This window comes from Variovorax sp. RTB1 (assembly GCF_035018765.1).
Lineage (GTDB): Bacteria > Pseudomonadota > Gammaproteobacteria > Burkholderiales > Burkholderiaceae_C > Variovorax.
In genome coordinates this window covers 1-23388 of record NZ_JASJXG010000034.1, presented here as the reverse complement: position 1 = coordinate 23388, position 23388 = coordinate 1, and the positions used below count along the sequence as shown (strand labels likewise).

Genomic DNA, 23388 nt, shown 5'->3' with positions numbered 1-23388 from the left:
AGCCCATGTCGCTTGGGTTTTCGAGCCGCGCGATCGAATACCGAAAACGCTACGGCATGTGCGTCACGCACTATCTGCACGTGCCTTTCGTTCAGGGCAGCGCCGGCCGTTTGTGGGGCGAGCAGTCGCTCTGGAATTTTGTAGCGCGCGAGATGGCGCTGCCGCTGCTCGACGAGGGCGTGGCCAAGCTCACGCCCGAGTTTCTGGTGCACGGCCATGCCTATCCGCAGCCGTCGGAGGCCGCGGGCTGCGCGGTGCGCGTGCGCGTCGGGCATGTCGAGAAAACGCTGCTGGCTTTCGGTGAGCGCTGGTGGGAAGGCGACCGGCCGCGTGCCGTGGCCGCGGCGCCCGAGCGCATCGCGCTGGGCTGGCACAACGCCTATGGCGGTGCCGACTACGCACTGAACCCGCTTGGCAAGGGCCGCCAGGCCGTCAACGGCGTGCGCCTGCTGCCCAACATCGAACTGCCGGGATCGCGCATGCTGTCGCCGCAGTCCGAGGTAGTGCCGGCCGGCTACGGCCCGCTCGACACCTTGCACCCGCAGCGGCTCGCCTACCGTGGCACCTACGACGCCGACTACCTCAAGGCCCATGCGCCGGGCTTTCCGCCGGACCTCGATTGGAAGCACTTCAACATGGCCCCGAGCGACCAGTGGTTCGATGCGCCGTTGCGCGGCGACGAACCGTTTGCGCTCGACAACCTGCACCCGGTGCAGCGTCGGATCGAAGGCCGGTTGCCGGGCCTGCGCGTGCGCACCTTCGTCAACTATGCGATCGGCGCTGCCACCAAGCTGCGCGAAGTGCCGATGCGCCTGACCACGGCGTGGTTCTTTCCGCATGCCGAGCGCATGGTGCTGGTGTTCCACGGCATGGCCGAATGCGCGGAGGACGACGGTGCCGACATCCTTCAATTGCTGGGTGCGGTCGAACGCATCGGCGAGCCGAAGACCGATGCGCACTACATCGATGTGCTGGCCCGGCGTGCCGACCCGAAGCACGGCGGTCTTGAAGCATTGAACGATGCCGACCTGCTGCCCGAGGGCATCGACACCGCCGACCCCGAAGCCACCGAAGCCGAGCGGGCGTTCGCGATGGAAGGCCTGCAGGGCGCAGCGCAGCGCCGCCGTGCGGAGATGGACATCGCCGTCGCGCGCGAAAGGATGGCCGCCGAAGGCAAAGACCCCGGCGCACTCGCATTCACCCTGGCGCCGCCTGAACCCAGACGCAGCATGGGTGAGCTGCCGGCCTATCTCAAAGCCAAGCAGGAAGAAGCCCAGGCGCAGCAATGGGCCGCGATCAGCGACATGGCCGATCAGCTTCAGCGCGTGCTCGATCTCGAAGAGGTCGGCAAGATCGATATGGCAAAGCTGGTGCACCGCGGACCACCCGACTACAACGCCGAAGCGCATCTGGCCGCGCTGGATGCGCAGCGCGCTGCGGGCCTGGTGTTCGACCGTCGTCCCGTTGCGCAAAAGCTGGCGCAGCGCGAAGGCGCCGAGCGACTCGGCTACCTGCAGGCGGCGCATCTGCAGCCGCCCGCGTATCCGCAGCAGGGCGAAGTGGCGGCACGCGGCCGCGCGCTGATGCAGTGGATGCTGGCGCGCGGGCTGCGGAGTTTTCCGGGCATCGACCTGACGGGGGCCGACCTGTCGGCGCTCGATCTGCGAAATGTCGACTTCACCGATGCGTGGTTGGAAAGCGCGAACCTGCAAGGCGCCAACCTGTCGGGCGCCAACTTCACGCGGGCGGTGCTCGCGCATGCCGATCTGCAGCGCATGCTGGCGGTCGGCACCGACTTCAGCTACGCCAACCTGGGCCGGGCTCGCCTGGCCGGCGCGGTCTTCGACCAGGCGCAACTGGCAGGTGCCGTGTTCATGCATTGCGCGCTGGCCGACACGCACTTGCGCAGCGCCGTCATAGTCAACGCCAACCTGCTGAACACGTCGTGGGGCCACGCCGACTGGACCGGCGTCGAAGCCGCGGGCAATCTGTTCTACAAGCTCGACATGCAGGGGCTGCAGGCCGGCGAAGCCAACCTGGCGGGCGCGACCCTCGTCGAGTGCAACCTCAGCGGCGTGGACCTTCGTGGTGCGCGGTTGCCGGGCGCGAGCTTCGTCAGTTGCCGGCTCGATGGTGTGCGGCTGGCCGGCGCGCAACTCGACGGCGCGGTGTTCACCAAAGACTGCTCGCTGGTCGGCGCCGACCTGTCGCATGCCAGCTTGCTCGCAGCCAACTTCGGCGAGGTCGACATGCGAGATGCGTCGCTGCTCAAGGCCCGGCTGGCCGGCGCCAACTTCGGCTCGGCCCGCCTCTCCGGCTGCGATGCGCGACTGGCCAGCGCCGAGGGCGCGTTGCTGCGCAAAGCGGTGCTCACCCGTGCTCGCCTGGCAGGCGTCAACTTCAAAGACGCCATGCTGCAGCACGCGGATTTGCGCGGCGCTGACCTGCGCGACGCCAACCTCTTCGGAGCCGACATCTCGCGGGCCCGGCTCGATGCCGATGTGCGCTTCGACGGCGCATTGCTCGAGCGCGTGCGCAGCTGGCCGCGCCTTACGGCCGAACAACAGGCACGGCACGCGTCCGCGCATCCACTGTGAAAGCCGAGCATCTTTCGCTGGCGGTCAGCATGGGCGAGACCATCGACGGTCTCGACCTGCGCAAAGGCCAGTTCGCGAAGATCTTCATCGGCGGTGGTGTCTTCACGCAGGCGCAGCTCGACGAATGCGACTGGCGTGAAGCCGACGCGCGTGAAAGCGTGTTCGACCGCTGCAAGCTGCAAGGCGCGATGTTCAACGGCGCCAATCTGCGGCGCGCGGTCTTCAACCAGTGCGAGCTGGCGCATGCCGATTTTCGCAACGCGCATCTGCACGGCGCGACCTTCAGCGAGTGCACGTTGACGCATGCGCAATTCGCTGCGGCATGGCTCGGCATGGCGACGTTTTCGCGTTGCCGGCTCGACCACGCCAGCCTGGCCGGCGCCACGCTCGAATCCGCGGTGATCACCGACTGCTCGCTCATCGACGTGAATGCCGACGACAGCGAGTGGAAGCACACCTGCGTGCTGCAGTGCGACCTGGCGCAGCTCACCTGGGCGGGTGCGCGCATGACGCGTGCCGTGTTCACCAAGACCGCGCTGATCGGCAAGTCCTTCGCGGGTCTGGTGCTCGACGGTTGCCAGTTTTCATTCGCCGATCTGACAGGTGCCGACTTTGCCGGTGTCTCGCTGAAGCAATGCAACTTTCAGGGGTCGGTGCTGGACGGCGCTCACTTCAACCACGCGGTCGGCCCGCATGCGCTCTTTTGCGGCGCGCAGGGCGAGGGCGTCGATTTCTCCAACGCCAAGCTCCGGCAGGCGCTCTTCACGGCTGGGCAGTTTCCGTCGGCGCGTTTCGATGGCGCCGACCTCTACCAATGCCACTTCGCCAACGCGAACCTGGCCGATGCGAGCCTCGCCGGTGCCGAACTCACCTACGCCGACTTTCGCCATGCCGACCTCAGTCGCGCCGACTTGCGGCAGGCGACGATGTTTCGCGCCGCGTTGCACGGCGCACGGACCGACGAAGCGCAGATGACCGACCGCAGCCGCGCGCTCGAAACCGACCCTGAACTGGCGCGTGCCGAACGCTGGACTGCAAGCGCCTGACGCCACCTTTATGCTCTTTCCGGAGATACCTATGACTGCCACTGTCGTTTCGAAACCGCGCCGCCGAACGGCCGTGCGCCACGCTGCGCCGACGCCTGCGCAGAGTTGTGTCGGCGTCATCACCGCCGCTGACGCGAACGGAATTTCGGTGAGCAGCGGCAGCCTGCAGGCACGCGGCCGACGCGCTGCGAGTTGCCTGCTCGAACCGGCCGTTGGCGACACCGTGGCCTGCTTGCTGGTGGCGCCCGACGAAGTCTGGGTGCTCGCTGTGCTGCAGCGTGAAGAGGGCACGGCCAACGTGCTGCGCTGCCACGGGCCGACGCGCATCGCGGTCGACGGCGGCGCGCTGACTTTGGCCGCGCCGCATCTCGCGCTCGAAAGCGAGGTCTTTTCATTGCGCGCAGCCAAGGCCAGTGTCGCCGCCGACGATGCCGAACTCGTTGGCAAGAACCTGCACGTGATCGGCACCGCGGTGAAGCTGGTCGGCTCCGTGCTGTCGACCGTGTTCGAGCGCGTCACCCATTTCAGCCGCAACCACTTGCGCACCACCGATGGCATCGACCGGGTGCAGGCGACGCATGTCGAATGCGAGGCCGAGCAGCTGGCGCGCATTTCGGGCCAGCATCTGCTGCTCAACGGACAGAACCTGGTGAAGGCGCGCGGCGGCCAGATCCACTTCGGTTGAAGGCGCGGCCATGTTCGCCAACTGCCAGCTCATGGGCACCGACATGGGGTTTCCCGATGTCTGCATGACGCCGGCTGCGCCGTCGCCGTTGCCGATTCCTTACCCGAACATCGCGATGGGCCCGATGGCCATCCCCAACTGCCCGACCATCCTCATCATGGGCATGCCGGCGCACAACCTGGGCACCAGCATTCCCATGACCAACGGCGACAACGCCGGCGTCGTGATGGGCGTGGCCTCAGGCACGGTGATGGGACCGAGCCGGCATTTGACGGCTGCGTTCACCGTGTTGTTTCAGGGTATGCCGGCCACGCGCCTGACCAGTGTGTCGCTGCAAAACAGCACGAACTGCCCCGGTGTAAGGGCCGTGCCGAGTCAGGCGCTGGTGTTGCTGCTGTCGCCGTGACACCATGCTGTTCCAGGCCAGACATTCACAGATTGCAGCAGGAGTGAGTTCGTGATTCGAGTCGTTGTGGTTTCACATCAAGGCGGGCCCGTCGGGCGCGCGCTCGAAGGGCGTTTCGGGCCGGAGGGCGGCACCATCGGGCGCGCTTCGACCAACACGCTGGTGCTCGACGACCCGGATCGCACCGTGTCGCGGGTGCATGCGCAGATCGTGTGCCGCGGCGACGCCTTCTTCATCGTCGATCGCGGCAGCAATCCGATGCTGTGCAACGGCCGGTCGCTGGGTGCCGGCAACGAGGTGCCGATGGCCGATGGCGATCGCCTGGTGATCGGCGGCTTCGAGCTGAAGGTCGAGGCGCAGCAATCTTCGGGCTCGGCGGCTCTGGCGGCTTCGGCGGGGAACGGTTTCGGCGACGACCTTGGGCTGTTGGGCACTGCGCCGAATGCGGCGGCGCACGACGACGATCCGTTCGCCGACCTGCTGGCCGGGCTCGGTGCGCCGACCTCACCGACCTCACCGTCCTCACCTGTGCCTTCGCCCGCACGGGCAGCCGCACCTTCGTTCCCTTCCTCCCCGTCCACCGATTCACTGCTGTTCGCCAACCCGCTGGAATCCGGACCGAGCCTCGGCGGCCCGACCGGTGCCGATCCGTTCGCCGACCTGCTCGGGCCGGACTCGAGCGCTCGATCTGGTGCTACGCCAGGCAGTTCCTCCGCAGATCGATCACCGGGCGCTCTGGACGATTTCTCCGACTTGGGGCTGGGGCCGGCCGGCAAAGCTGCCGGCATCGACGACCTGTTCGGTACCGGTGGCGGTCTGGGCGGCGACCCGCTTGCGTTGTCTCCATTGGCCGACCCGCTGCTGCAACCCAACACTGCCAGCAATGCCGATCCGTTCGCGGCGTTGCAGGGCAAGGCGAAGCCGACCGCGGCGCCGCGCAGCGACCATGTGCAGATCGGGAACTTCGGCTATGCGCCGCCGGTGGCAGTGGTGCATGCCGCGATGCCCGTGCCGGTGCCCGCGCGTCCGCTTCCGCATCCGCACGCACCCGCGCCGCAGTTCCACGACCAAACCGGCTCGCCGGTCGGCAACGCCGCCTCCGACGCTGAACTGCTGGCCGCGCTGCTGCGCGGACTGGGCGGCCTGCACAAAGAGCCCCCGGCGCTCACGCCGGAGTTGATGGAGCGCATCGGCATCATCCTGCGCAGTGCGACCGAGGGCACGCTGCAACTGCTGCTGGCGCGCCAGGAGCTCAAGCGGGAAGTGCGGGCCGAGGTCACGATGATCGCGTCGCAGGCCAACAATCCGCTCAAGTTTTCACCGACGGTCGAGGTCGCGCTGGCGCATTTGCTGGGTGACGGCGTGCGCGGCTTCATGCCACCGGAGGTCGCCATGCGCGATGCGTTCGACGATTTGCGCGCGCATCAGTTCGGCGTGATGGTCGGTATGCGGGCAGCGCTGGCGCATGTCATCGGTCGCTTCACGCCGGAAGAACTGGAAAAGAAGATCGCGGCCAAATCGGCGCTCGACAGCCTCTTCGCTGCGAACCGCAAAGCCAAGCTGTGGGACCAGTTCGTCGCGCTGTACGGCGGCATCGCAGCCGAGGCCGAAGACGACTTTCACAGCCTGTTCGGCAAGGCATTTCTGGAAGCCTACGAAGCCCAGATGGCGCGGCTCCGGGCCACCGTATAAATTCATAGCAAATCCACGACAAGAGGAATCCGGTTTGGAAATCGAAATCGTCACGCTGTCCAAACAGGGCGGGCGTCCCTACAACGAAGACGTGCACGGGCATTGGCACGACGATCGCTTCGTCGCGTGCCTCGTGGCCGACGGTGCAGGCGGCCATGGCGGTGGTGATGTCGCGGCCGCCACCACGCGCAGCAGCGTGCTCGGCGGCTTCGCTGCGGCACCATCGATCGGCAGCGACGCATTGCGCGCACTGCTGGAGCGCGCCAATCTCGACGTCGTCGCGCGCCAGGCCGAGGGCGGCAAGCTGGCGGCGATGCGCTCGACCGTGGTGCTCGCGGTCATCGACCTGCACCACGATCAACTGGCCTGGGCGCACAGCGGCGACAGCCGGGCGTATCTGTTTCGCGCGGGCGCATTGGTGGCGCGCACCACCGATCACAGCCTGGTGCAGCAGATGGTGGCCGGCGGCATGATCGACGAAGAGGGCGCGCGGCTGCATCCACAACGCAACATGCTGTTGTCGGCGCTCGGCTCCATCGACGAGGCGCCGGAGATCAGCGTGTCCGCGTCGATGCCGCTGGCGCCCGGCGACGTTCTGCTGATGTGCAGTGACGGCGTGTGGGAGCCGCTCGGCGACGAGTGCCTGCTCGAAACGCTGCAGGCCTCGCGCAACCCGAGCCAGTGGGTCGAGTTGCTCGACCAGCAGATCAAGGTGCGCGCCAAGCCGGGGCACGACAACTACACGGCCCTGGCCGTCTGGTTACGTGAGGACGACGAAGACACGCGCCGCATGCCGGTCGTTGCGGACCAGCCCGACGCAAGCTGAGGCCCGTGCCCGGGGCGACTCTCCAGAGGGCGGCGGTCACCGCCACGCTGCCGCGTTGCGACAGGTCCTTGTGGCGTGTCGCATCAAGGCGCCTTGGGGCGGTAGGCCGTGATCGTGCCGGTGACGCTCACGTCCACTGTCACCTTCACCGTCGCCAGTTCCATCTTGCCGTTATCGGATCGCTTCATCGACTTCCGGGTGCTCGTCTCTTTGATCGGTGCATCCTTCCAGCGGATCACGCTGGCCTTCACTTTTTCGTGGTGGCCCTTGTCGTTCTGTTCGAGAACGGTCAACTCACCGGCGCCGGTGTTCTTGCTCACGATCGACGTGTGGTGCGGATGCCCGATCGTCGTCTCGACGGCGTCTTCGGACTCCAGTCCGTCCGCGAAGGTAACGGTGGTGGTGGTCGTCTTCGTCATCTCGTAGTCGCGGTACTGGAGCACGTCACCGGGCAGCACGTCTTTCAGGTCGACCTCGTCGCCCCATACGTAGTCGGCATCGCTGTCCGTGGGCCCGCCGAAATCCGACGATGCGCCGGCCCCTGCCTTCTTCAAAGCGCTTTCCGCGAGGTCCCAGCATTCGCCGGCCCCCACGCTCTTGCCGACGTGGCCGCTGGCCCACTGCAAGATCTTCTGATTCAGTGTTGCCATGGCGTCTTCCTCGGTGCGGGACGGCTTTGCGACTTGAACCTCTGCGACTCAAACCTTCTTGTTCGCCGCGATGTCCCAGCCCGCCGTTTTGGCGGCATCGCCCGTGCCGTCGGCCTTTTGCGGAACGTATTCGAACTTGAATTTCGAAAAGTTCAGCGAGATGTTTTCGGTGAGGCGGTCCTCGCCACCGCTGCCGCCGGTGGCGACATGCGCGACGATCAGGTTGCTCAAGGTGAGCTTGATGTACTCGAGCGGTTCTTTGCCGGCCTTGCGCACCACGAACACCGCCTCCTTGATGTGCTCGCCGTTGCAGCACGCCAGCAGCAGCGCATGGGAACTCGCGTCGATGTACTTGGTAAAGGAAAAGTCTTGAACGGAAACCTTGCCGCTGCCGCCGCCGCCGCCCATGTGGCTGGTGCCCGACTGGCTGGCGCCCCAACTCCAGGACATGACATCGATTTCCTTCTTGTGCTTGTCGTCGGACGACTCGCCTTCTACGCCTTCGATCTTGATAAACATGTCTACAGCCATGATGGTCACCTTTCAGTTGTGTTGTGAGAAACAGATCGACTTCCGTGCCGACGCAGCTACAGGGATAACGACCTCAAGTCCCTGAATTCAAAGACTCGCGACAAATTTATTTGGCCCCTTTGGCGGAGGGAAGCTTGGAGACCAGGCGCAATGAAACGGTGAGTCCTTCGAGCTGGTAATGCGGCCGCAAGAAGAACTTGGAGCTGTAGTAACCGGGATTGCCTTCGATCTCTTCGACCACCACCTCGGCCGCGGCCAGGGGCTTTTGCGACTTGGTTTCTTCCGAGGAGTTGGCCGGGTCGCCATCCACGTAGTTCATGATCCATTTGTTGAGCCAGCGCTCCATGTCCGACTTCTCCTTAAAGCTGCCGACCTTGTCGCGCACGATGCATTTCAGGTAGTGCGCAAAGCGGTTGCAGGCAAACAGGTAAGGCAGGCGCGCGGCCAGGTTGGCGTTGGCGGTTGCATCCGGGTCGTCGTACTCCGCAGGCTTGTGCAAAGACTGCGCACCGATGAATGCGGCAAAGTCCGAGTTCTTGCGGTGGATGAGGGACAGCAAGCCGGCCTTCGACAATTCGGCTTCGCGCCGGTCGCCGATGGCGATTTCTGTCGGGCACTTCTGGTCGACGCCGCCGTCGTCGCTCGGAAAAGTGTGGAGCGGCAGGTTCTCGACCGCGCCGCCCGATTCGATGCCGCGAATCCGCGAGCCCCAGCCATAGAGCTTGTACGAGCGATTGATGTTGGTCGCCATCGCATAAGCCGCATTGGCCCATGCGTACTTGTTGTGGTCGGCGCCGGCAACGTCTTCCTCGAAGTCGAACTCTTCGATCGGATTGGTCTTGGCGCCATAAGGCGTGCGCGCGAGGAAGCGCGGCATGCACAGGCCAAGGTACTTGGAGTCGTCGGAGTCGCGCAGCGAGCGCCAGCCGGCGTACTCGGGCGTGCCGAAAATCTTGGTGAGGTCGCGCGGGTTCGCGAGCTCCTGCCACGACTCCATTTGCAGGAGGTTCGAACTGGCGCCGGTGATGAAGGGCGCGTGCGCCGACGCAGCGATCTTCGCCATTTCGCCGAGCAGTTCCACATCGGGCGGGCTCTGGTCGAAGTGATAGTCGCCCACGATGGCGCCGAAGGGCTCGCCGCCGAACTGGCCGTATTCCTCTTCGTAGACCTTCTTGAACATCGGGCTCTGGTCCCAGGCCGCGCCCTTGAATTTCTTCAGGTTCTTGTGCAGTTCCTTCTTGGAGATGTCCATCACCCGGATCTTGAGGAACTCGTCCGACTCGGTGTTGTTCACCATGTAGTGCAGGCCGCGCCAGGCACTCTCGAGCTTTTGAAACTCGTCGTTGTGCAGGATCTGATTGACCTGCGCAGTGAGCTTGGCGTCTATCGCGGCGATCATGGCCTGGATCGACTTGGTCACGTCCTTGCCGATGACGGTGCTGTTGCTCAGTGCCTGTTGCGCGAGTGTGAGCACGGCGGCTTCGACGGCACTCTTGGCCTCGTCGCTGCGCGGCTTGAATTCCTTTTGCAGCAGCGACGAAAAATCGCTGCCGGCAAACGCGACATCTTTCAGCGCGCCTTGTTCAAGTGCTTCTGCCATGGTGCTTTCTCCTCGTTGTCCGTTGAATGGGTAAGGCGTTGCTCAGGCAGCAGGCGCGCTGTCCTCAGGCTTCTTCGTCGCGGCCAGCGTGGCCAGCAGGGCCGGGTCTTCGAGCACCTTGGCCAGCAGGTCTTCGGCGCCGCCCTTGCCATCCATGTAGGTGACGAGGTTCGACAGTTGCGTGCGGGCTTCAAGCAGTTTTTTGAGCGAGTCGACTTTCTTGGCGATGGCGGCTGGCGAAAAGTCGTCCATGTTCTCGAAGGTGATGTCGACCTTGAGGTCACCTTCGCCGGTGAGCGTGTTGGGCACCGAGAACGCGGCGCGTGGTTTCATGGCCTTCATGCGCGTGTCGAAGTTGTCGGTGTCGAACTCCAGGAACTTGCGATCGCCCACTGGTGCCAGCGGGTCGGCGGGCTTGCCGGACAGATCGGCCAGCACACCCATCACGAAGGGCAACTGCACCTTCTTTTCGGCGCCATAGAGCTCCACGTCGTACTCGATCTGGACCCGGGGTGCCCGGTTGCGGGCGATGAATTTCTGACTGCTCTTGGACATGGAAATCTCCTTGCGGATGGTGTGCGGGTCGTTGAAAAGGGAAGGGAGCTAATCGGAACTCGGCCGCTTGCCGGTGACGGTCTCGATGGTGTCCATCGCGTTGGGCGCGAGGTTGGCCATGATTTCGAAGAAGTCGACGCCGATGAGCTTCTTGGCGCGCTCGATGAGCAGCGGCGCCGGGTTGCCGGGTTCGGCCTGTATGAGGTAGCTGATGACACGGTCGAGCATGTGCAGCGCGTCTTGCCGCGTCGTGATTTCGCCGCGCGCTACAGCCGGCGATGCGGCAGTTCCGGACGCGGCGGTTTCGGCTTCCGTTGCTGGCGCGACGTCGGCTTCAGCCTGCACTGGCGACCCGACCGCACTCGCTGCAACCTTGTGGAGCAGATTGCCCAGGCTGCGCAAGCCGTCCATATCGACGGCGTCGTGACGGCCAGTGCGTACGCCGAGCAGCTCGTGCAAGGCCGCGATCGTCGCGCGTACCTCGAGCAGCGATTGCAGGGCGGCCGGATGCTCCGCATGAATCTCTTCGAGCGCACCCTGGATCTGCGCAGTCGAATACGTGGGCTCGCCCCCTGCGGCGCCGATCAGGCTGTGCGCGATCGCGATGTCGCGCACGCGAATGGCACCGACACCGCGCGCTACGCCGACTCGCGCGTCGTACAAGTCGCGCAGCACCATCGCATCGTCGGTGAGTGGCATCAGCGCGTTGAGGCGCATCGTCGGATCGTTGTCGTCGTCGGCATCCAGCTTTGGATGTATGCCGTCCCAGTACGTGTCGAGCAAGCCGGTCAGCAAGCCGAGGCCCGCCGCGAATCCCGGCATGCCGTCGAGTCGCGTGGCGGCGCGCAGCAGCAGCATCGCGGCGCGCACGTCCTTCGATCGTCGCAACACCGCATCGGCCTGTTCGGCGACCTGCCGCCAGTCGGGCTCGACGGCTGGAATGACGGTGTCGCCGAACTGCTGCTCCGCCTTGCCTTGCGCCAGCGATGCCAATGCCGTGAACGCCGGGTCGTACTCCAGATCGTCGCCGCAAGGAGAGGCTTCGTTGATGGGGCGTTGCAGCGCTTCGACGAGTTCGGGGGTCAGCATGTTGCCTGTTCGAGTTGACTGGTGATAATCAAAGATGCCTATGAACGGGTCAATGCAACGAAGGGAATAGCATGCGATCGCCTGGTACACACCGTTTGCCCTATGGTCGGTTTTCCATAGCGACCCTGCGGCGCCGCATGACCGCATCGGGCGTGTTGCTCGCGGGCCTCGCGCTCGCCGGTTGCAGCGCACCTCCTCCTCCGCCCAAGCCGGTGGTGACGCAGGTCTCCATGACGTTGACTGCAGGCCCCGACGCCAATCCAGATGCGCGCCTGCGCCCGTCGCCGCTCACGGTTCGGGTGTATGCACTCAAGTCTCCGGGACCTTTCGAGAGCGCCGACTTCTTCTCGCTGTTCGAAAAAGACCAGGCCACGCTCGGCGCTGAAATGGCGCAGCGCGAAGAAGTTTTGCTGCGACCTGGCGAGAGCAAGAAGCTCGAAATGACGTTGGCCGCAGACGTCAAGGTCATCGGCGTGATGGCGGCGTATCGCGACCTCGAGCGCGCGCGCTGGCGTGAGATCAAGGTGCTGCAGGTCGGCAAGCCGCTGGTGATGACGGCGACCTTCGGAGCGCGTCAGATCACCATCGATCCGAAGTGAGCCGGAAGTGATCTAGGCATCGAAGCGCGCCAGCGGCTGGTCGGCCGGCAGGAAGCGCTCGAACAGATCCGCTGCAAAGGCCGCGCCCGATGCGTCCGCGCCCGAAGGCGTCGAGCCGGTGAGGTACAGCCCGCGCCAGCGTTGCGGGCGACGCTGGTCCTTGATGCGACCGAACAGCGCGTCGGCCAGCTGACGCAACCCTGGTTGCATCGCGCGCACCTGTTCGACGAACGCATGAATCGCCAAGCGATCTGCCGGCGTGCTCGTTTGCCGCAGCAGCGCCATGCGCAATGCATCCAGCCCCTCGATGATCGAGTCGAAGGCTTCGGTCGCGCGCTCGTCGGCGCGGACGCTGGCCGCCGCACCGGCGCCCGCAATGCCCGACCAGCGATAACCGATCACCTGCGTCAGCACGTCTTTCGACAACGACGAGCGCAGCGTGTCGTAGCCGTTCAGTTTCTCGAGACCGGTGACCACGAGGTAGATCGGCAGTCGCAGATGCAGGTGTTCGGCGGCTTCGTCGATCAGGCGGCGCATGCGCATAGCCGATGACTCTTCCGTTGTTCCGGCCGCTCCCGTTGTCGCTGGCAACAGGCTGCTCGCGCTGACGCAAACGACGATGCCGTTCAGCGGCAGGCGTGGCCGCTCCTGCACCAGCACCAGCAACGCCCGGTACCACGAGCGCCGTACGCGTGCGGGGTTCGCTCGCTGCAGCACCTGCGGATCGATTCCGATGGCGACCATCGATGGCAGTGCGTGCCACTGCCAGAAGTGCCAGAAGGGCCGGACTGTGTCGGCGTCGCCCGCCGAAGCACTCGCTGCATCGAGCAGGCGTGGCACATCGGCAGCCGCATCGCCGAGGAATAGAAACCAGGGCGTGCGATACAACGTTGCGCGACCGCCGGTCGAACGCACCGAGGACTGTCGGGCCTGCCGCGGTGCGTCGCCCAGGCCGTCGAGCGTGGCCTGTTCGGCCGGCGATTCGGCAGGGCCGCAGAGCGTGAGCTGCCGCTGCAAATCACGGCACCGCGCCACTCGGCGCCGGCCCGTGATGCGCCACCACAGCGCTGTCGCCCCGCCGATGCAGACGGCCACCAGCAGCCAGAACACGAGCGGGAGCTGGGTCAGCACGGTCACGGCGGGGGTGGCAGTCATCGTTCCGCGGTCTCCAGGAAGAGGAATTCCGCGATCAGCCGGTCGCCGCCCTTGTTGGCGGCGAGCGCCTCACGCAGCTTGAGCAGATACGCCGATGCCAGCTCGAAAGGCGGGCGGTCCGGCGCCTCGGGAAACGGAGAGGGCGACGCCAGCGCGACCACCATCACGGTGCCGAAGGGCGGGTTCACCAGCCAGCTCGAAGGGATGTCCTTGCCGAACACCAGTCGCTGCCCAGCGACGAAACGCGTCGGCTCTCCCGCGCCGCTCAGATGCTGCACCGCGCCGTCGGCCGTGTAGTAGTCGACCCGCACATTGCCCTCGTAGTGCGGTGCGGTCACTTCGATGCGCACGGCATCGCCCTCGCGCAGCCGGCCATCGTGTGCCGATGGCGCCGTCACTTTGAGGTCGAACGTCTTGTCGCGGTTTCGGGTCTGGTACGGCTTCAGGATGGCGACGACCTCGCAATGCGGCCACACGCGCAGCCGCAAGTCGAAGGTGGCGGACGACATGCCGGGCATGGCGCGCACCTCGCGTTCGACCTTGGCGATGTCGTCGACCAGCGGAACGAAGCCGCTGATGTGCAACGCGCTGAAGGCACCGACGGCGCCGGTCACGCCCCAGCTCGCTTGCAGGTCGGCACATGCGTAGCTGCGCAGTTGCTGATCGAGCCGCTGCTCGGCGCTGGCGGCGGTCTGCCGAGGCCCGGCCAGCAGCAGCCACAACAGCGCCATCAACGGGACGAGCACTGCGCCGGCGACGACCGCACGCAGGAGCGCGCGCTCGCGCCGCTCCGGGTCGCGCGGCGGCACTGTGCGGAGCTGGGCGTAAGGCTGCGGCGTGATGCGGTCCTTCGCCAGCGTGGCGATAGCGGCCGGTACCACCGGCAACTGGCGGCCGTGCAAGTCCTTGAGCTTGCCGAGCTCGCCGCCGTCGCCGGCCTCGAAGTAGTACTGGCCGGTAAAGCCGTTGGCCAGCGCGTACCAATACACCTCGCGCACCGCATCGTCGCCTGCCTGCAGGCCGGAGAGGTGATGAAAGAACTCGCTGTGTGCGTTGCTGGAATTGAAGAGCTGCGCCTGCAGCGGTGGGGCAGCGTCGGTCCAGCGGCGCTGCCGCGCGAAAATTTCGTCGAGCCACGCGACCATCGCGAAGGCGGCCGATTCGACCTGCGCGGGTGGGGCGCCGCCTGCCGTTGCTGCCAGTCGCGCCTCTGCGAGCAGCCGGCGTGCTTGTGCCTGTGCATCGGCGCGGGTGGTCGGCTCGGCAACGCCGGCGCGCAAGGGGTCGACGGCGTCGATCGCCAGGCCGTACGAGAAAAGGGCGGAGAACTGATCGAGCAGGCGCGCCATCGATTGCCCGCGTCAGCAGTGGATGAAGACGCACATGCCCATGTCTCGTCCCTCGGGTGTTGAGACGATTCTTTCGAGCCGCGCCGCGCAGCACCATATCCCGTGGGGACTATGCCGTCCGCTCGGCGCAAGCCGCTTGCCGCGCACGCCGAAGGCCGCTATCTTCAAGACTGGTCCATCAAAGCGCGGAACTAGTCATGAAAATCCTGATCGCCGACGACCACCGGCTCGTCATCGAGGCGGTCAAGGCCAAGTTGGCGGAACTCGAGCCGGGCATCGAGTTCGTGCTGGCCATGAGCGTCGACGAGTTACTCGCCGGGGCTTCGGACGACCTCGACCTGGCCGTGATCGACCTCAACATGCCTGGCGCCGACGGCCATGCGCACATCGACGAGATGCGGCGTCGCCATCCGGCCGTGCCGGTGATCGTGCTGTCTGGCTACGAAGATCCGGCCATCATGCGGACCGCGCTCGCGCACGGTGTGCTGGGCTTTATTCCGAAGGCGTATTCGCCCGAGGTGATGTTGTCGGCGGTGCGGCTGGTGCTGGCCGGTGGTGTCTATGTGCCACCGATGATGCTGTCGGCCCTGCCGCCCGGCATCGTGGCGGGCGTGCCGGCAGTGGAGGCGGCCGCGCGCGTCGCGACCCCAGCTGCGGCCCACACGCTCGACCATCTGCGCAACGTGCTGACCGAGCGGCAGGTCGAAGTGCTGCAACTGCTGTCGCAGGGCAAGCCGAACAAGTTGATCGGGCGCGCGCTCGGCATCAGCGAAGGCACGGTCAAGATTCACCTGGCAGCGATCTTTCGGGCGCTGAACGTGCGCAACCGGACCGAGGCGGTCGTCGCTGCGCAAACGCTGGCGGAAGCCTGAGCTCCCGCGTTAGACGAATCGTGGTCAGCTGCTGCGGCCGAGCAGCGCGTCTTTGAGCCGGTAGTCCGCAGGCGACGGGCCGAGCCAGATGCGTACCAGGGCGTTGAAGAACGCCACTTCCTTGATCGGATCACCCTGCATCGCGCCTCTGACCGTGATGACCGTGCCCGTGCCAGGAATCCAGTCGATCGTGAAGGTGTCGCCGGTCTTCAGCGTCTTCTGGTCGGCGAACATCTGGCCCATGCGAAGCAGGCCCGGAATGAGCTGCGAGAACTCCGCGCGCGGTGAGTTGTCTTCGACGCCGCGTGTGAAAAGTTTGCCCAGCTCATTGGCATCGATGTCGCGCAGCATCGTGATGGTCACGCGCTTGGAACCGGTGGCTGCCAGCACCTCTTCAGGCGTTCCGGCCTTCTTGCCCAGGTACAGGCCGGCGGTGTAGACCTTGAAGATCGCCTTGAAGCGAATGCCCGCGCCATTCAGCTGTAGGGTCTCGCCTTTCAGGCTGACGCTGTCTTCGAGCTTGACGCCGGAAACATCGACGGTCGCCGCATTGGCCGTGCTGATCGCGCAGGCGGTGCTGACGGCGACCAGCGACAACAGCGTTGCCGCGATGCGTTGACTAAATCGTGTGGGCATTTCAGTTCTCCTTTTTCCATCCAGAACGCGGATGTTCTTTTGTGTAACTGGATTTTCGGTCGGTCTTGCGTCAGCGGCGTCCGTAGAACCCCGCGCAGGCAAAAGTACGACATGCCGGCCGCTTGCAGCGCGAAAGGCCGCTGCTAAACTCGCGGTCACATGTTCGTTCATCACATCATTCAGACCGGTCAGGGCCGTCGGGGAGCCTGGCCCTGGCGTAGCCCGCACGGCGCCATCTGACTGATCGGCGCGACACTTGTCGCGCCCCCGCGGACCCGAAACGCACGCCACGCACTTGGGTCACCCCCATGAAGACTGATTTGCCGAAATCGACCGACGACGCGTCGTGAGGCAACGGAGAACGAACCTGTGATCACCGAACTCGAATTCAAAAGCCTCAGCGCGCAGGGCTACAACCGCATACCGCTGATGGTGGAGGCCTTCGCAGACCTCGAAACTCCGCTCTCGCTCTACCTCAAGCTGGCACACACCAAAGACGGCGGCAAATACAGCTTTTTGCTGGAATCCGTGGTGGGCGGCGAGCGCTTCGGGCGCTACAGCTTCATCGGCCTGCCGGCGCGCACGTTGATCCGGGCCAGCGGCTTCGGCGCCGCAGCGCGTACGGAAGTCGTGACCGACGGGCAAGTCGTCGAAACTGCCGAAGGCAATCCGCTGGACTTCATCGATGCGTACCAGAAGCGCTTCAAGGTCGCGCTGCGGCCAGGGCTGCCGCGCTTCTGCGGCGGGCTGGCTGGCTACTTCGGATACGACGCGGTGCGCCACATCGAGAAGAAACTCGAAGCCAGCTGCCCACCCGACACGCTCGGCTGCCCCGACATCATGTTGCTGCAGTGCGAAGAGTTGGCCGTCATCGACAACCTTTCGGGCAAGCTCTATCTGATCGTCTACGCAGACCCGACGCGGCCCGAGGCGTACACCATCGCCAAGCGCCGCCTGCGCGAGTTGCGCGACCAGTTGAAGTACTCGGTCAGCGCGCCGCAGGTGAAGCCGACGCAGGCGCATCCAGCCGAGCGATCGTTCGCCAAGGCAGACTATCTGGCAGCAGTGGAGAGCGCCAAGGAGATGATTGCCGGCGGCGAATTCATGCAGGTACAGATCGGCCAGCGCATCAGCAAGCGCTACACCGAGTCACCGCTGTCGCTGTACCGCGCGTTGCGCTCGATGAACCCGTCGCCCTACATGTTCTATTACGACCTGGGCGATTTCCACGTGGTGGCCGCGTCGCCGGAGATCCTGGTGCGGCAGGAGAACATGCCGAACGGCGAGCAGAAAGTGACGATCCGTCCGCTCGCGGGCACGCGTCCGCGCGGCGCGTCGGCCGAGCTCGACAAGGCCGCCGAAGTCGAGCTCCTCAACGACCCGAAAGAGCGCGCCGAGCACGTGATGCTGATCGACCTGGCGCGCAACGACATCGGCCGCATCGCGAAGATCGGCACGGTGAAGGTGACCGAGGCTTTTGCCGTCGAGCGCTACAGCCATGTGATGCACATCGTGAGCAACGTCGAAGGCACGCTGAAAGACGGCATGACCGCCATCGATGTGCTGAAGGCGACCTTTCCGGCCGGCACGCTGACCGGCGCGCCCAAGGTGCACGCGATGGAAGTCATCGACCAGCTGGAGCCCGTCAAGCGCGGCATCTATGGCGGTGCGTGCGGCTACATCAGCTACGCCGGCGACATGGATGTGGCCATCACCATCCGCACCGGCATCATCAAGAACCAGGTGTTGCACGTGCAGGCGGCGGCGGGTGTCGTTGCCGACTCCGTGCCCGAGCTGGAATGGAAAGAAACCGAAGCCAAGGCGCGCGCGCTGCTGCGTGCGGCCGAACTTGTCGAAGAGGGATTGGAATGACTGCCGTCGAACTACAGAACGCACAGAACGACTTCTCGCACGAGATCATCGGCGCCGCCGTCGAGGTGCAGCGCGTGCTGGGCACGGGGCTGCTCGAAAGCGCTTACGCCGCTGCGCTGGAAATCGAACTCGCCGAACGCGAGATCGGTTTTGTCCGCAATGTGCCTTTCGGCGCGATGTACAAGGGCCGGCCACTCGGCGACGTGTACCGCGCAGGATTCGTCGTCGAGCAGTCGGTCGTCGTCGAGTTGAAGGCGGCCGAGTTGCTGACCGACCTGCATCGCGCGCAAGTGATGGCAGCGCTGCGCTTGTCGGGGCTCAAGCTGGCGCTGTTGATCAACTTCAATGTGTTCCCTGTCGTCAAGGGTGTCCATCGGATCGTCGGCAAGCCATGACGCAGGCTATGAACCAAGCCATAAGAGTCCTGATGATCGACAACTACGATTCGTTCACCTACAACATCGTCCAGTATTTAGGTGAGCTGGGGGCGGAGGTCGATGTGGTGCGCAACGACGAGATCACGGTGGCGCAGATCGGCGAGCGTGTGGCGGCGGGTATCACGCGGCTGGTGGTGTCGCCGGGGCCCTGCTCGCCGGCCGAAGCTGGTGTATCGGTGGCAGCCATCGAAGCTTTCGCGGGCAGGCTGCCGATCTTGGGCGTGTGCCTCGGGCACCAGGCCATCGGCGCGGCCTTCGGCGGCAAGATCGTCCGCGCGCAGCAACTGATGCATGGCAAGACGAGCCAGATCACGACCACACGCGAGGGTGTCTTCGCCGGCCTGCCGGGGAAATTCACGGTGAATCGCTACCACTCGCTGGCCATCGAGCGCGACAGCTGTCCGGCCGATCTGGCAGTCACCGCCTGGACCGACGACGGCGAAATCATGGGTGTGCGCCATACCGCTTTTGCGCACGATGTTCGCATCGAAGGTGTGCAGTTCCATCCCGAATCGATCCTGACAGAGCACGGCCACGCCATGCTCAAGAACTTCCTGGAGTGACCGCCTTGACCGCCCTGAAAACAGTCGACCTGCGCAGCGACACCGTCACCCAGCCGACCTCTGCGATGCGCGCTGCCATGGCCGCGGCACCGTTGGGCGACGACGTCTTCGGCGCCGACCCCAGCGTCAACGCACTGCAGGAAAAGATCGCCGACATGCTCGGCTTCGAAGCGGCCCTGTTTGTACCGACCGGCACGCAAAGCAACCTCTGCGCGATCCTGTCGCACTGCGGTCGCGGTGACGAGTACATCGTCGGCCAGCAGGCGCATGCGTATCGCTGGGAAGGCGGAGGTGCCGCGGTGTTCGGCAGCGTGCAGCCGCAGCCGCTCGACCATGCGGCCGATGGCACCTTGCCGATCAGTGCGATCGAAGCCGCCATCAAGCCCGACGATGCGCACTTTGCGCGCACAAGGCTGCTGGCGCTGGAGAACACGCTGGGCGGCAAGCTCTTGCCGTTCGACTATGTGCAGGCCACGACCGATCTGGCCAAGGCCAAAGGATTGCAGCGGCACCTCGATGGCGCGCGGTTGTTCAATGCGGCGGTGGCGCAGGCTGCCCGGGGCGGTGGCGATGTTCGCGTCGAGGCACGGCGTATCGCGCAGTGCTTCGACAGCGTGTCGGTGTGCTTCAGCAAGGGCCTCGGCGCACCGATCGGCTCTGCGTTGTGCGGCTCGCGCGAGCTCATTGCGAGCGCTCACCGTATTCGCAAAATGGCCGGTGGTGGTATGCGGCAGTCCGGCTTTCTGGCTGCAGCCGCATCGCATGCGCTCGACCATCACATCGATCGGCTGGCCGACGATCACGCGCTGGCAAAGCGGCTTGCGGCAGGACTGGCGGGTATCGACGGGCTCATGGTCGAGGCGCCGCAGACCAATATGGTTTTCGTCGATCTCACCGGTGCTGTCAAAGAACGCTCGGCCGAGTTGCTGGCCGCGTTGAACGCGCAAGGCGTTCACACGATGGGCTTGTACCGGCTGCGCTTCGTCACGCACCTCGATGTGGATGCGGCGGGCGTCGATCGTGCAGTGACTGCCATCCGTGTCTTCTTCAACGCCTGAATCAAAAATCCAAGAGACACGACATGATCACTCCGCAAGAAGCATTGCAACGGACCATCGAACATCGCGAGGTGTTTCACGACGAGATGCTGCACATCGTGCGGCTCATCATGAGCGGCGAGTGTTCGCCCGTGATGATGGCCGCGCTCATCACGGGCCTGCGCGTCAAGAAGGAAACCATCGGCGAGATCACCGCTGCCGCACAAGTGATGCGAGAGGTGTCGACCAAGGTGACGGTAAAGGACACCAAGCATCTGGTCGACATCGTCGGCACCGGCGGTGACGGCTCGCACACCTTCAACATCTCGACCTGCTCGATGTTCGTCGCGGCCGCGGCTGGCGCCAAGGTGAGCAAGCACGGCGGCCGCAGCGTGTCGAGCAAGTCGGGCAGCGCCGACGTGCTGGAGTCGCTGGGCGTCAACATCAACCTGAAGCCCGAGCAGATCGCGAAGTGCATCGAGGAGGTCGGCATCGGTTTCATGTTCGCGCCTAACCATCATCCGGCGATGAAGAACGTTGCGCCGGTGCGCAAGGAACTCGGCATCAAGACCATCTTCAACATCCTGGGCCCACTGACCAACCCTGCCGGCGCACCCAACATGCTGATGGGCGTGTTCCATGCCGACCTGGTCGGCATCCAGGTGCGAGCGCTGCAGCGGCTCGGGACCGAGCACGCACTGGTGGTTTATGGCCGCGACGGCATGGACGAGATTTCGCTGGGCGCCTCGACGTTGGTCGGTGAACTGAAAAACGGTGAGATCCGCGAGTACGAGTTGCATCCGGAAGATTTCGGTTTCGCGATGTCGAGCAACCGCGCATTGCGCGTGGAGACGCCCGACGAGTCAAAGGCGATGTTGCTCAGCGTGCTCGACAACGCGCCCGGCGCGGCGCGTGACATCGTCGTGCTGAACGCCGGCGCCGCGCTGTATGCAGCGAACGTCGTCGATTCGGTGCTGGCTGGCGTGGAGCGTTCGCGTGCGGTGATCGAATCGGGCGCGGCCAAGGCCAAGCTGGCCGAGTTTGTCTCAGCGACGAACACGGCAGCCATGAACACCGCGGGAGCGCACTGACATGTCCGCCGACATCCTGAACAAGATCGTTACGGTCAAGCACGAAGAAGTGGCCGCTGCAAAGCGCCGTACGCCGCTCGAGCGCATTCGCTTCGACGCCGAGAGCCGCGTGCTGACGCGCGATTTCGTCGGCGCGATGCGCGCAAAGATCGCAGCGGGCCAGGCGGCGGTGATCGCCGAGGTCAAGAAGGCGAGTCCGAGCAAAGGCATCATTCGCGAAGACTTCATTCCGGCCGACATCGCGCAAAGTTATGCCGAGGGCGACGGCACAGCGGGCAGCGTCAGCGCGGCCTGCCTTTCAGTGCTCACGGACAGGCAATTTTTCAAGGGCGAGATCGACTACCTGAAGCAGGCACGGGCGTCTTGCGACCTGCCGGTGTTGCGGAAGGATTTCATGGTCGATGAGTGGCAGATCTACGAGTCGCGCGCGATCGGCGCCGATGCCATCCTGCTGATCGCATCGGTGCTCGACGATGCGCAGATGAAAGACTTCGAGGCGATCGCGCTGGGGCTCGGCATGGCGGTACTGGTGGAAGTGCACGATGCGGTGGAGTTAGACCGTGCGCTCAGGCTCAAGACGCCGCTCGTCGGCGTCAACAACCGCAATCTGCGCAACTTCGAGGTGTCGATCCAGACCACGATCGATCTGCTGCCCAGGCTGCCAGCCGATCGGTTGCTGGTTACCGAATCCGGCATTGCGACGCGGGACGACGTGGCCGCTCTGCGCGCTGCAGGGGTTCAGGCCTTTTTGGTCGGCGAAGCGTTCATGCGCGCCAAAGAGCCAGGCGAGGCGCTCGCCGATTTGTTCAAGTGAGCCGCGCGCCATATGGTCAATTGACGCGCGCCGATCCGGCGGACTGGCCTGTGGCTCCCGGCTGGCAGCCGCTCGTCGACACGTTTTTTGCGAGCGCAGCGGGTCAAAAGCTTTTGGGCTTTTTGCAAGCGCGACTGGCCGCTGGTGCAGTCATCTTTCCGCCGCGCCCGCTCCGCGCGCTGGAGCTCACACCCCCTGAGGAAGTGCGCATCGTCGTCCTCGGACAAGACCCGTACCACGGTCGCGGCCAGGCGGAGGGGCTGGCGTTTTCCGTGGCGCCGGGCGTCAGGGTGCCGCCGTCGCTGCGCAATATCTTCAAGGAACTGGAGCGTGATGTCGGTACACCCCCGCCACCGTTTCCCGAGCCTGGGGGCAGCCTGGTCGAGTGGGCTAAAAAGGGTGTGCTGCTGCTGAACACCTGCCTCACGGTCGAAGAAGCGCAGCCTGCCAGTCATGCGGGTCGCGGCTGGGAAATCTTGACCGACGCTGTCATTCGCCATGTCGGCGCCGGCAACGATCCGGCGATGTTCATGCTGTGGGGTGCACATGCGCAGAGCAAGCGGGTGTTGATCGACATGCAGCGCCACAAGGTGCTGACGGCGAACCATCCGTCTCCGCTGTCGGCACTGCGGCCGCCCCTGCCGTTTATCGGCTGCGGGCATTTCAGTCAGGCACGTGCCTGGCGAGAGGCGCAGCGTTCCGTGTCCGGTGGACGCGCCGGGATTTAGGCGCTCTTGGTGCGCAAGGAACTCGAAAGCGCCTCCGAACCATGCTATATTCCGCGGTTCGCCGGAGAGGTGGCCGAGTGGTTAATGGCAGCAGACTGTAAATCTGCCCTCTTACGAGTACGCTGGTTCGAATCCAGCCCTCTCCACCAGCGACGAAATGGATTTTCAAGGGCGTTTGGCACCGTGAGAAACGGGCATTTGGGGTGCGCTGATGGCTCCCGATGCGGGAGTAGTTCAATGGTAGAACCCCAGCCTTCCAAGCTGATGACGCGGGTCCGATTCCCGTCTCCCGCTCCAGAAATTCCGGATCGCCGCAGGAATGCGTTGGTTTGTACAGGCCCTTTTGGCTCAGTGGTAGAGCACCCCCTTGGTAAGGGGGAGGTCGCGGGTCCGATTCCCGCAAAGGGCACCAGTTTTGGGGTTGCAGCGCCTGGTTTGCAGCTCGCGTAGATACGTTGATATCTTTTTTTTCGGAGTCGAGAAAATGGCAAAAGGAAAATTCGCCCGTACCAAGCCCCACGTGAACGTGGGCACCATCGGTCACGTCGACCACGGCAA

General features: G+C 64.9%; 23 protein-coding genes, 3 tRNA genes and 1 pseudogene. 19 read left to right on the top strand and 8 right to left on the bottom strand.

The genetic code is table 11. The annotated features are described in order from the left end of the window. Positions 1 to 5 precede the first annotated feature (5 nt). Genes QN397_RS18710 through QN397_RS18685 form a run of 6 tightly spaced genes read left to right on the top strand, consistent with a single transcriptional unit; the run spans position 6 to position 7252 of the window. Positions 6 to 2597 carry a DUF2169 family type VI secretion system accessory protein gene (locus tag QN397_RS18710; protein WP_323498874.1) on the top strand — a complete coding sequence of 864 codons (2592 nt, stop codon included), beginning with the start codon at positions 6 to 8 and terminating at the stop codon, positions 2595 to 2597. Positions 2598 to 2626: 29 nt separating this feature from the next. Continuing rightward, the gene (locus QN397_RS18705) at positions 2627 to 3643 is read left to right on the top strand and encodes a pentapeptide repeat-containing protein (protein ID WP_323498873.1); all 1017 of its coding nucleotides are present in this window, start codon (positions 2627 to 2629) and stop codon (positions 3641 to 3643) included. A gap of 31 nt (positions 3644 to 3674) precedes the next feature. Continuing rightward, positions 3675 to 4328 (top strand): DUF3540 domain-containing protein, encoded by a 654-nt coding sequence (locus tag QN397_RS18700; protein ID WP_323498872.1) that lies wholly within the window; start codon positions 3675 to 3677, stop codon positions 4326 to 4328. 10 nt (positions 4329 to 4338) lie between these two features. Next, on the top strand, positions 4339 to 4734 hold the full coding sequence (locus QN397_RS18695) for a DUF4150 domain-containing protein (protein WP_187053293.1): 396 nt from the start codon (positions 4339 to 4341) through the stop codon (positions 4732 to 4734). Positions 4735 to 4785: 51 nt separating this feature from the next. After that, positions 4786 to 6426, top strand: coding sequence for a type VI secretion system-associated FHA domain protein TagH (tagH, locus tag QN397_RS18690; RefSeq protein WP_323498871.1), 1641 nt, complete (start codon positions 4786 to 4788; stop codon positions 6424 to 6426). 34 nt (positions 6427 to 6460) lie between these two features. Then, the gene (locus QN397_RS18685; protein WP_323498870.1) at positions 6461 to 7252 is read left to right on the top strand and encodes a PP2C family serine/threonine-protein phosphatase; all 792 of its coding nucleotides are present in this window, start codon (positions 6461 to 6463) and stop codon (positions 7250 to 7252) included. An 83-nt stretch (positions 7253 to 7335) separates the two neighbouring features. Here the strand turns inward: QN397_RS18685 and QN397_RS18680 are convergent, their stop codons facing one another. The 5 genes from QN397_RS18680 to tssA all read right to left on the bottom strand — a co-directional run bounded on the left by QN397_RS18680 (position 7336) and on the right by tssA (position 11677). Further along, positions 7336 to 7902 (bottom strand): hypothetical protein, encoded by a 567-nt coding sequence (locus QN397_RS18680; protein ID WP_323498869.1) that lies wholly within the window; start codon positions 7900 to 7902, stop codon positions 7336 to 7338. Between the two features lie 48 nt (positions 7903 to 7950). Next, positions 7951 to 8433 (bottom strand): type VI secretion system tube protein Hcp, encoded by a 483-nt coding sequence (locus QN397_RS18675; protein ID WP_323498868.1) that lies wholly within the window; start codon positions 8431 to 8433, stop codon positions 7951 to 7953. Positions 8434 to 8539: 106 nt separating this feature from the next. Continuing rightward, complete coding sequence (tssC, locus tag QN397_RS18670; RefSeq protein ID WP_323498867.1) at positions 8540 to 10033, bottom strand: type VI secretion system contractile sheath large subunit; 1494 nt, start codon at positions 10031 to 10033, stop codon at positions 8540 to 8542. Between the two features lie 42 nt (positions 10034 to 10075). Next, complete coding sequence (gene tssB / locus QN397_RS18665; protein WP_222620457.1) at positions 10076 to 10594, bottom strand: type VI secretion system contractile sheath small subunit; 519 nt, start codon at positions 10592 to 10594, stop codon at positions 10076 to 10078. Between the two features lie 42 nt (positions 10595 to 10636). After that, complete coding sequence (gene tssA / locus QN397_RS18660) at positions 10637 to 11677, bottom strand: type VI secretion system protein TssA (RefSeq protein WP_323498865.1); 1041 nt, start codon at positions 11675 to 11677, stop codon at positions 10637 to 10639. 137 nt (positions 11678 to 11814) lie between these two features. Here tssA and tssJ point away from each other — a divergent pair, with 137 nt between their 5' ends. Then, positions 11815 to 12276, top strand: coding sequence for a type VI secretion system lipoprotein TssJ (gene tssJ, locus QN397_RS18655; RefSeq protein WP_323498864.1), 462 nt, complete (start codon positions 11815 to 11817; stop codon positions 12274 to 12276). Positions 12277 to 12288: 12 nt separating this feature from the next. Here the strand turns inward: tssJ and QN397_RS18650 are convergent, their stop codons facing one another. Both QN397_RS18650 and QN397_RS18645 read right to left on the bottom strand, forming a co-directional pair. Beyond that, a complete protein-coding gene (locus QN397_RS18650) occupies positions 12289 to 13431 on the bottom strand; it encodes a type VI secretion system protein (RefSeq protein WP_323498863.1) in 1143 nt (380 codons plus the stop codon). Next, complete coding sequence (locus tag QN397_RS18645; protein ID WP_323498862.1) at positions 13428 to 14780, bottom strand: DotU family type IV/VI secretion system protein; 1353 nt, start codon at positions 14778 to 14780, stop codon at positions 13428 to 13430. The genes QN397_RS18650 and QN397_RS18645 overlap by 4 nt, the downstream gene beginning before the upstream one ends. 197 nt (positions 14781 to 14977) lie before the next feature. Between QN397_RS18645 and QN397_RS18640 the strand changes: the two genes are divergently transcribed. Beyond that, a complete protein-coding gene (locus QN397_RS18640) occupies positions 14978 to 15652 on the top strand; it encodes a response regulator transcription factor (RefSeq protein ID WP_323498861.1) in 675 nt (224 codons plus the stop codon). Between the two features lie 24 nt (positions 15653 to 15676). Here the strand turns inward: QN397_RS18640 and QN397_RS18635 are convergent, their stop codons facing one another. After that, positions 15677 to 16288, bottom strand: coding sequence for a chalcone isomerase family protein (locus tag QN397_RS18635; protein WP_323498860.1), 612 nt, complete (start codon positions 16286 to 16288; stop codon positions 15677 to 15679). Positions 16289 to 16657: 369 nt separating this feature from the next. On the opposite strand from QN397_RS18635, the gene trpE reads away from it, so the two are divergent. From trpE to QN397_RS18580, 11 genes and pseudogenes are all read left to right on the top strand, one after another. Continuing rightward, a complete protein-coding gene (gene trpE / locus QN397_RS18630; protein ID WP_323498859.1) occupies positions 16658 to 18160 on the top strand; it encodes an anthranilate synthase component I in 1503 nt (500 codons plus the stop codon). After that, positions 18157 to 18555 carry a GxxExxY protein gene (locus QN397_RS18625; RefSeq protein ID WP_323498858.1) on the top strand — a complete coding sequence of 133 codons (399 nt, stop codon included), beginning with the start codon at positions 18157 to 18159 and terminating at the stop codon, positions 18553 to 18555. Before trpE ends, QN397_RS18625 begins: the two co-directional genes overlap by 4 nt. Positions 18556 to 18575: 20 nt before the next feature. Next, positions 18576 to 19160, top strand: a complete 585-nt coding sequence (locus QN397_RS18620) for an aminodeoxychorismate/anthranilate synthase component II (protein WP_323498897.1) — start codon at positions 18576 to 18578, stop codon at positions 19158 to 19160. A 14-nt stretch (positions 19161 to 19174) separates the two neighbouring features. Further along, complete coding sequence (ltaE, locus tag QN397_RS18615; RefSeq protein WP_416352227.1) at positions 19175 to 20218, top strand: low-specificity L-threonine aldolase; 1044 nt, start codon at positions 19175 to 19177, stop codon at positions 20216 to 20218. A gap of 23 nt (positions 20219 to 20241) precedes the next feature. Next, complete coding sequence (gene trpD, locus QN397_RS18610; RefSeq protein WP_323498856.1) at positions 20242 to 21288, top strand: anthranilate phosphoribosyltransferase; 1047 nt, start codon at positions 20242 to 20244, stop codon at positions 21286 to 21288. A 1-nt stretch (position 21289) separates the two neighbouring features. Next, a complete protein-coding gene (gene trpC / locus QN397_RS18605; RefSeq protein WP_323498855.1) occupies positions 21290 to 22102 on the top strand; it encodes an indole-3-glycerol phosphate synthase TrpC in 813 nt (270 codons plus the stop codon). Continuing rightward, positions 22099 to 22830 carry a uracil-DNA glycosylase gene (locus QN397_RS18600; RefSeq protein ID WP_323498854.1) on the top strand — a complete coding sequence of 244 codons (732 nt, stop codon included), beginning with the start codon at positions 22099 to 22101 and terminating at the stop codon, positions 22828 to 22830. Before trpC ends, QN397_RS18600 begins: the two co-directional genes overlap by 4 nt. A gap of 63 nt (positions 22831 to 22893) precedes the next feature. Then, positions 22894 to 22979 (top strand) — tRNA-Tyr (locus QN397_RS18595). A 74-nt stretch (positions 22980 to 23053) separates the two neighbouring features. Continuing rightward, positions 23054 to 23127: transfer RNA gene (locus QN397_RS18590), tRNA-Gly, on the top strand. Positions 23128 to 23167: 40 nt separating this feature from the next. After that, positions 23168 to 23242 (top strand) — tRNA-Thr (locus QN397_RS18585). Between the two features lie 72 nt (positions 23243 to 23314). Continuing rightward, positions 23315 to 23388, top strand: a pseudogene (locus QN397_RS18580) (elongation factor Tu); the annotation flags it as partial.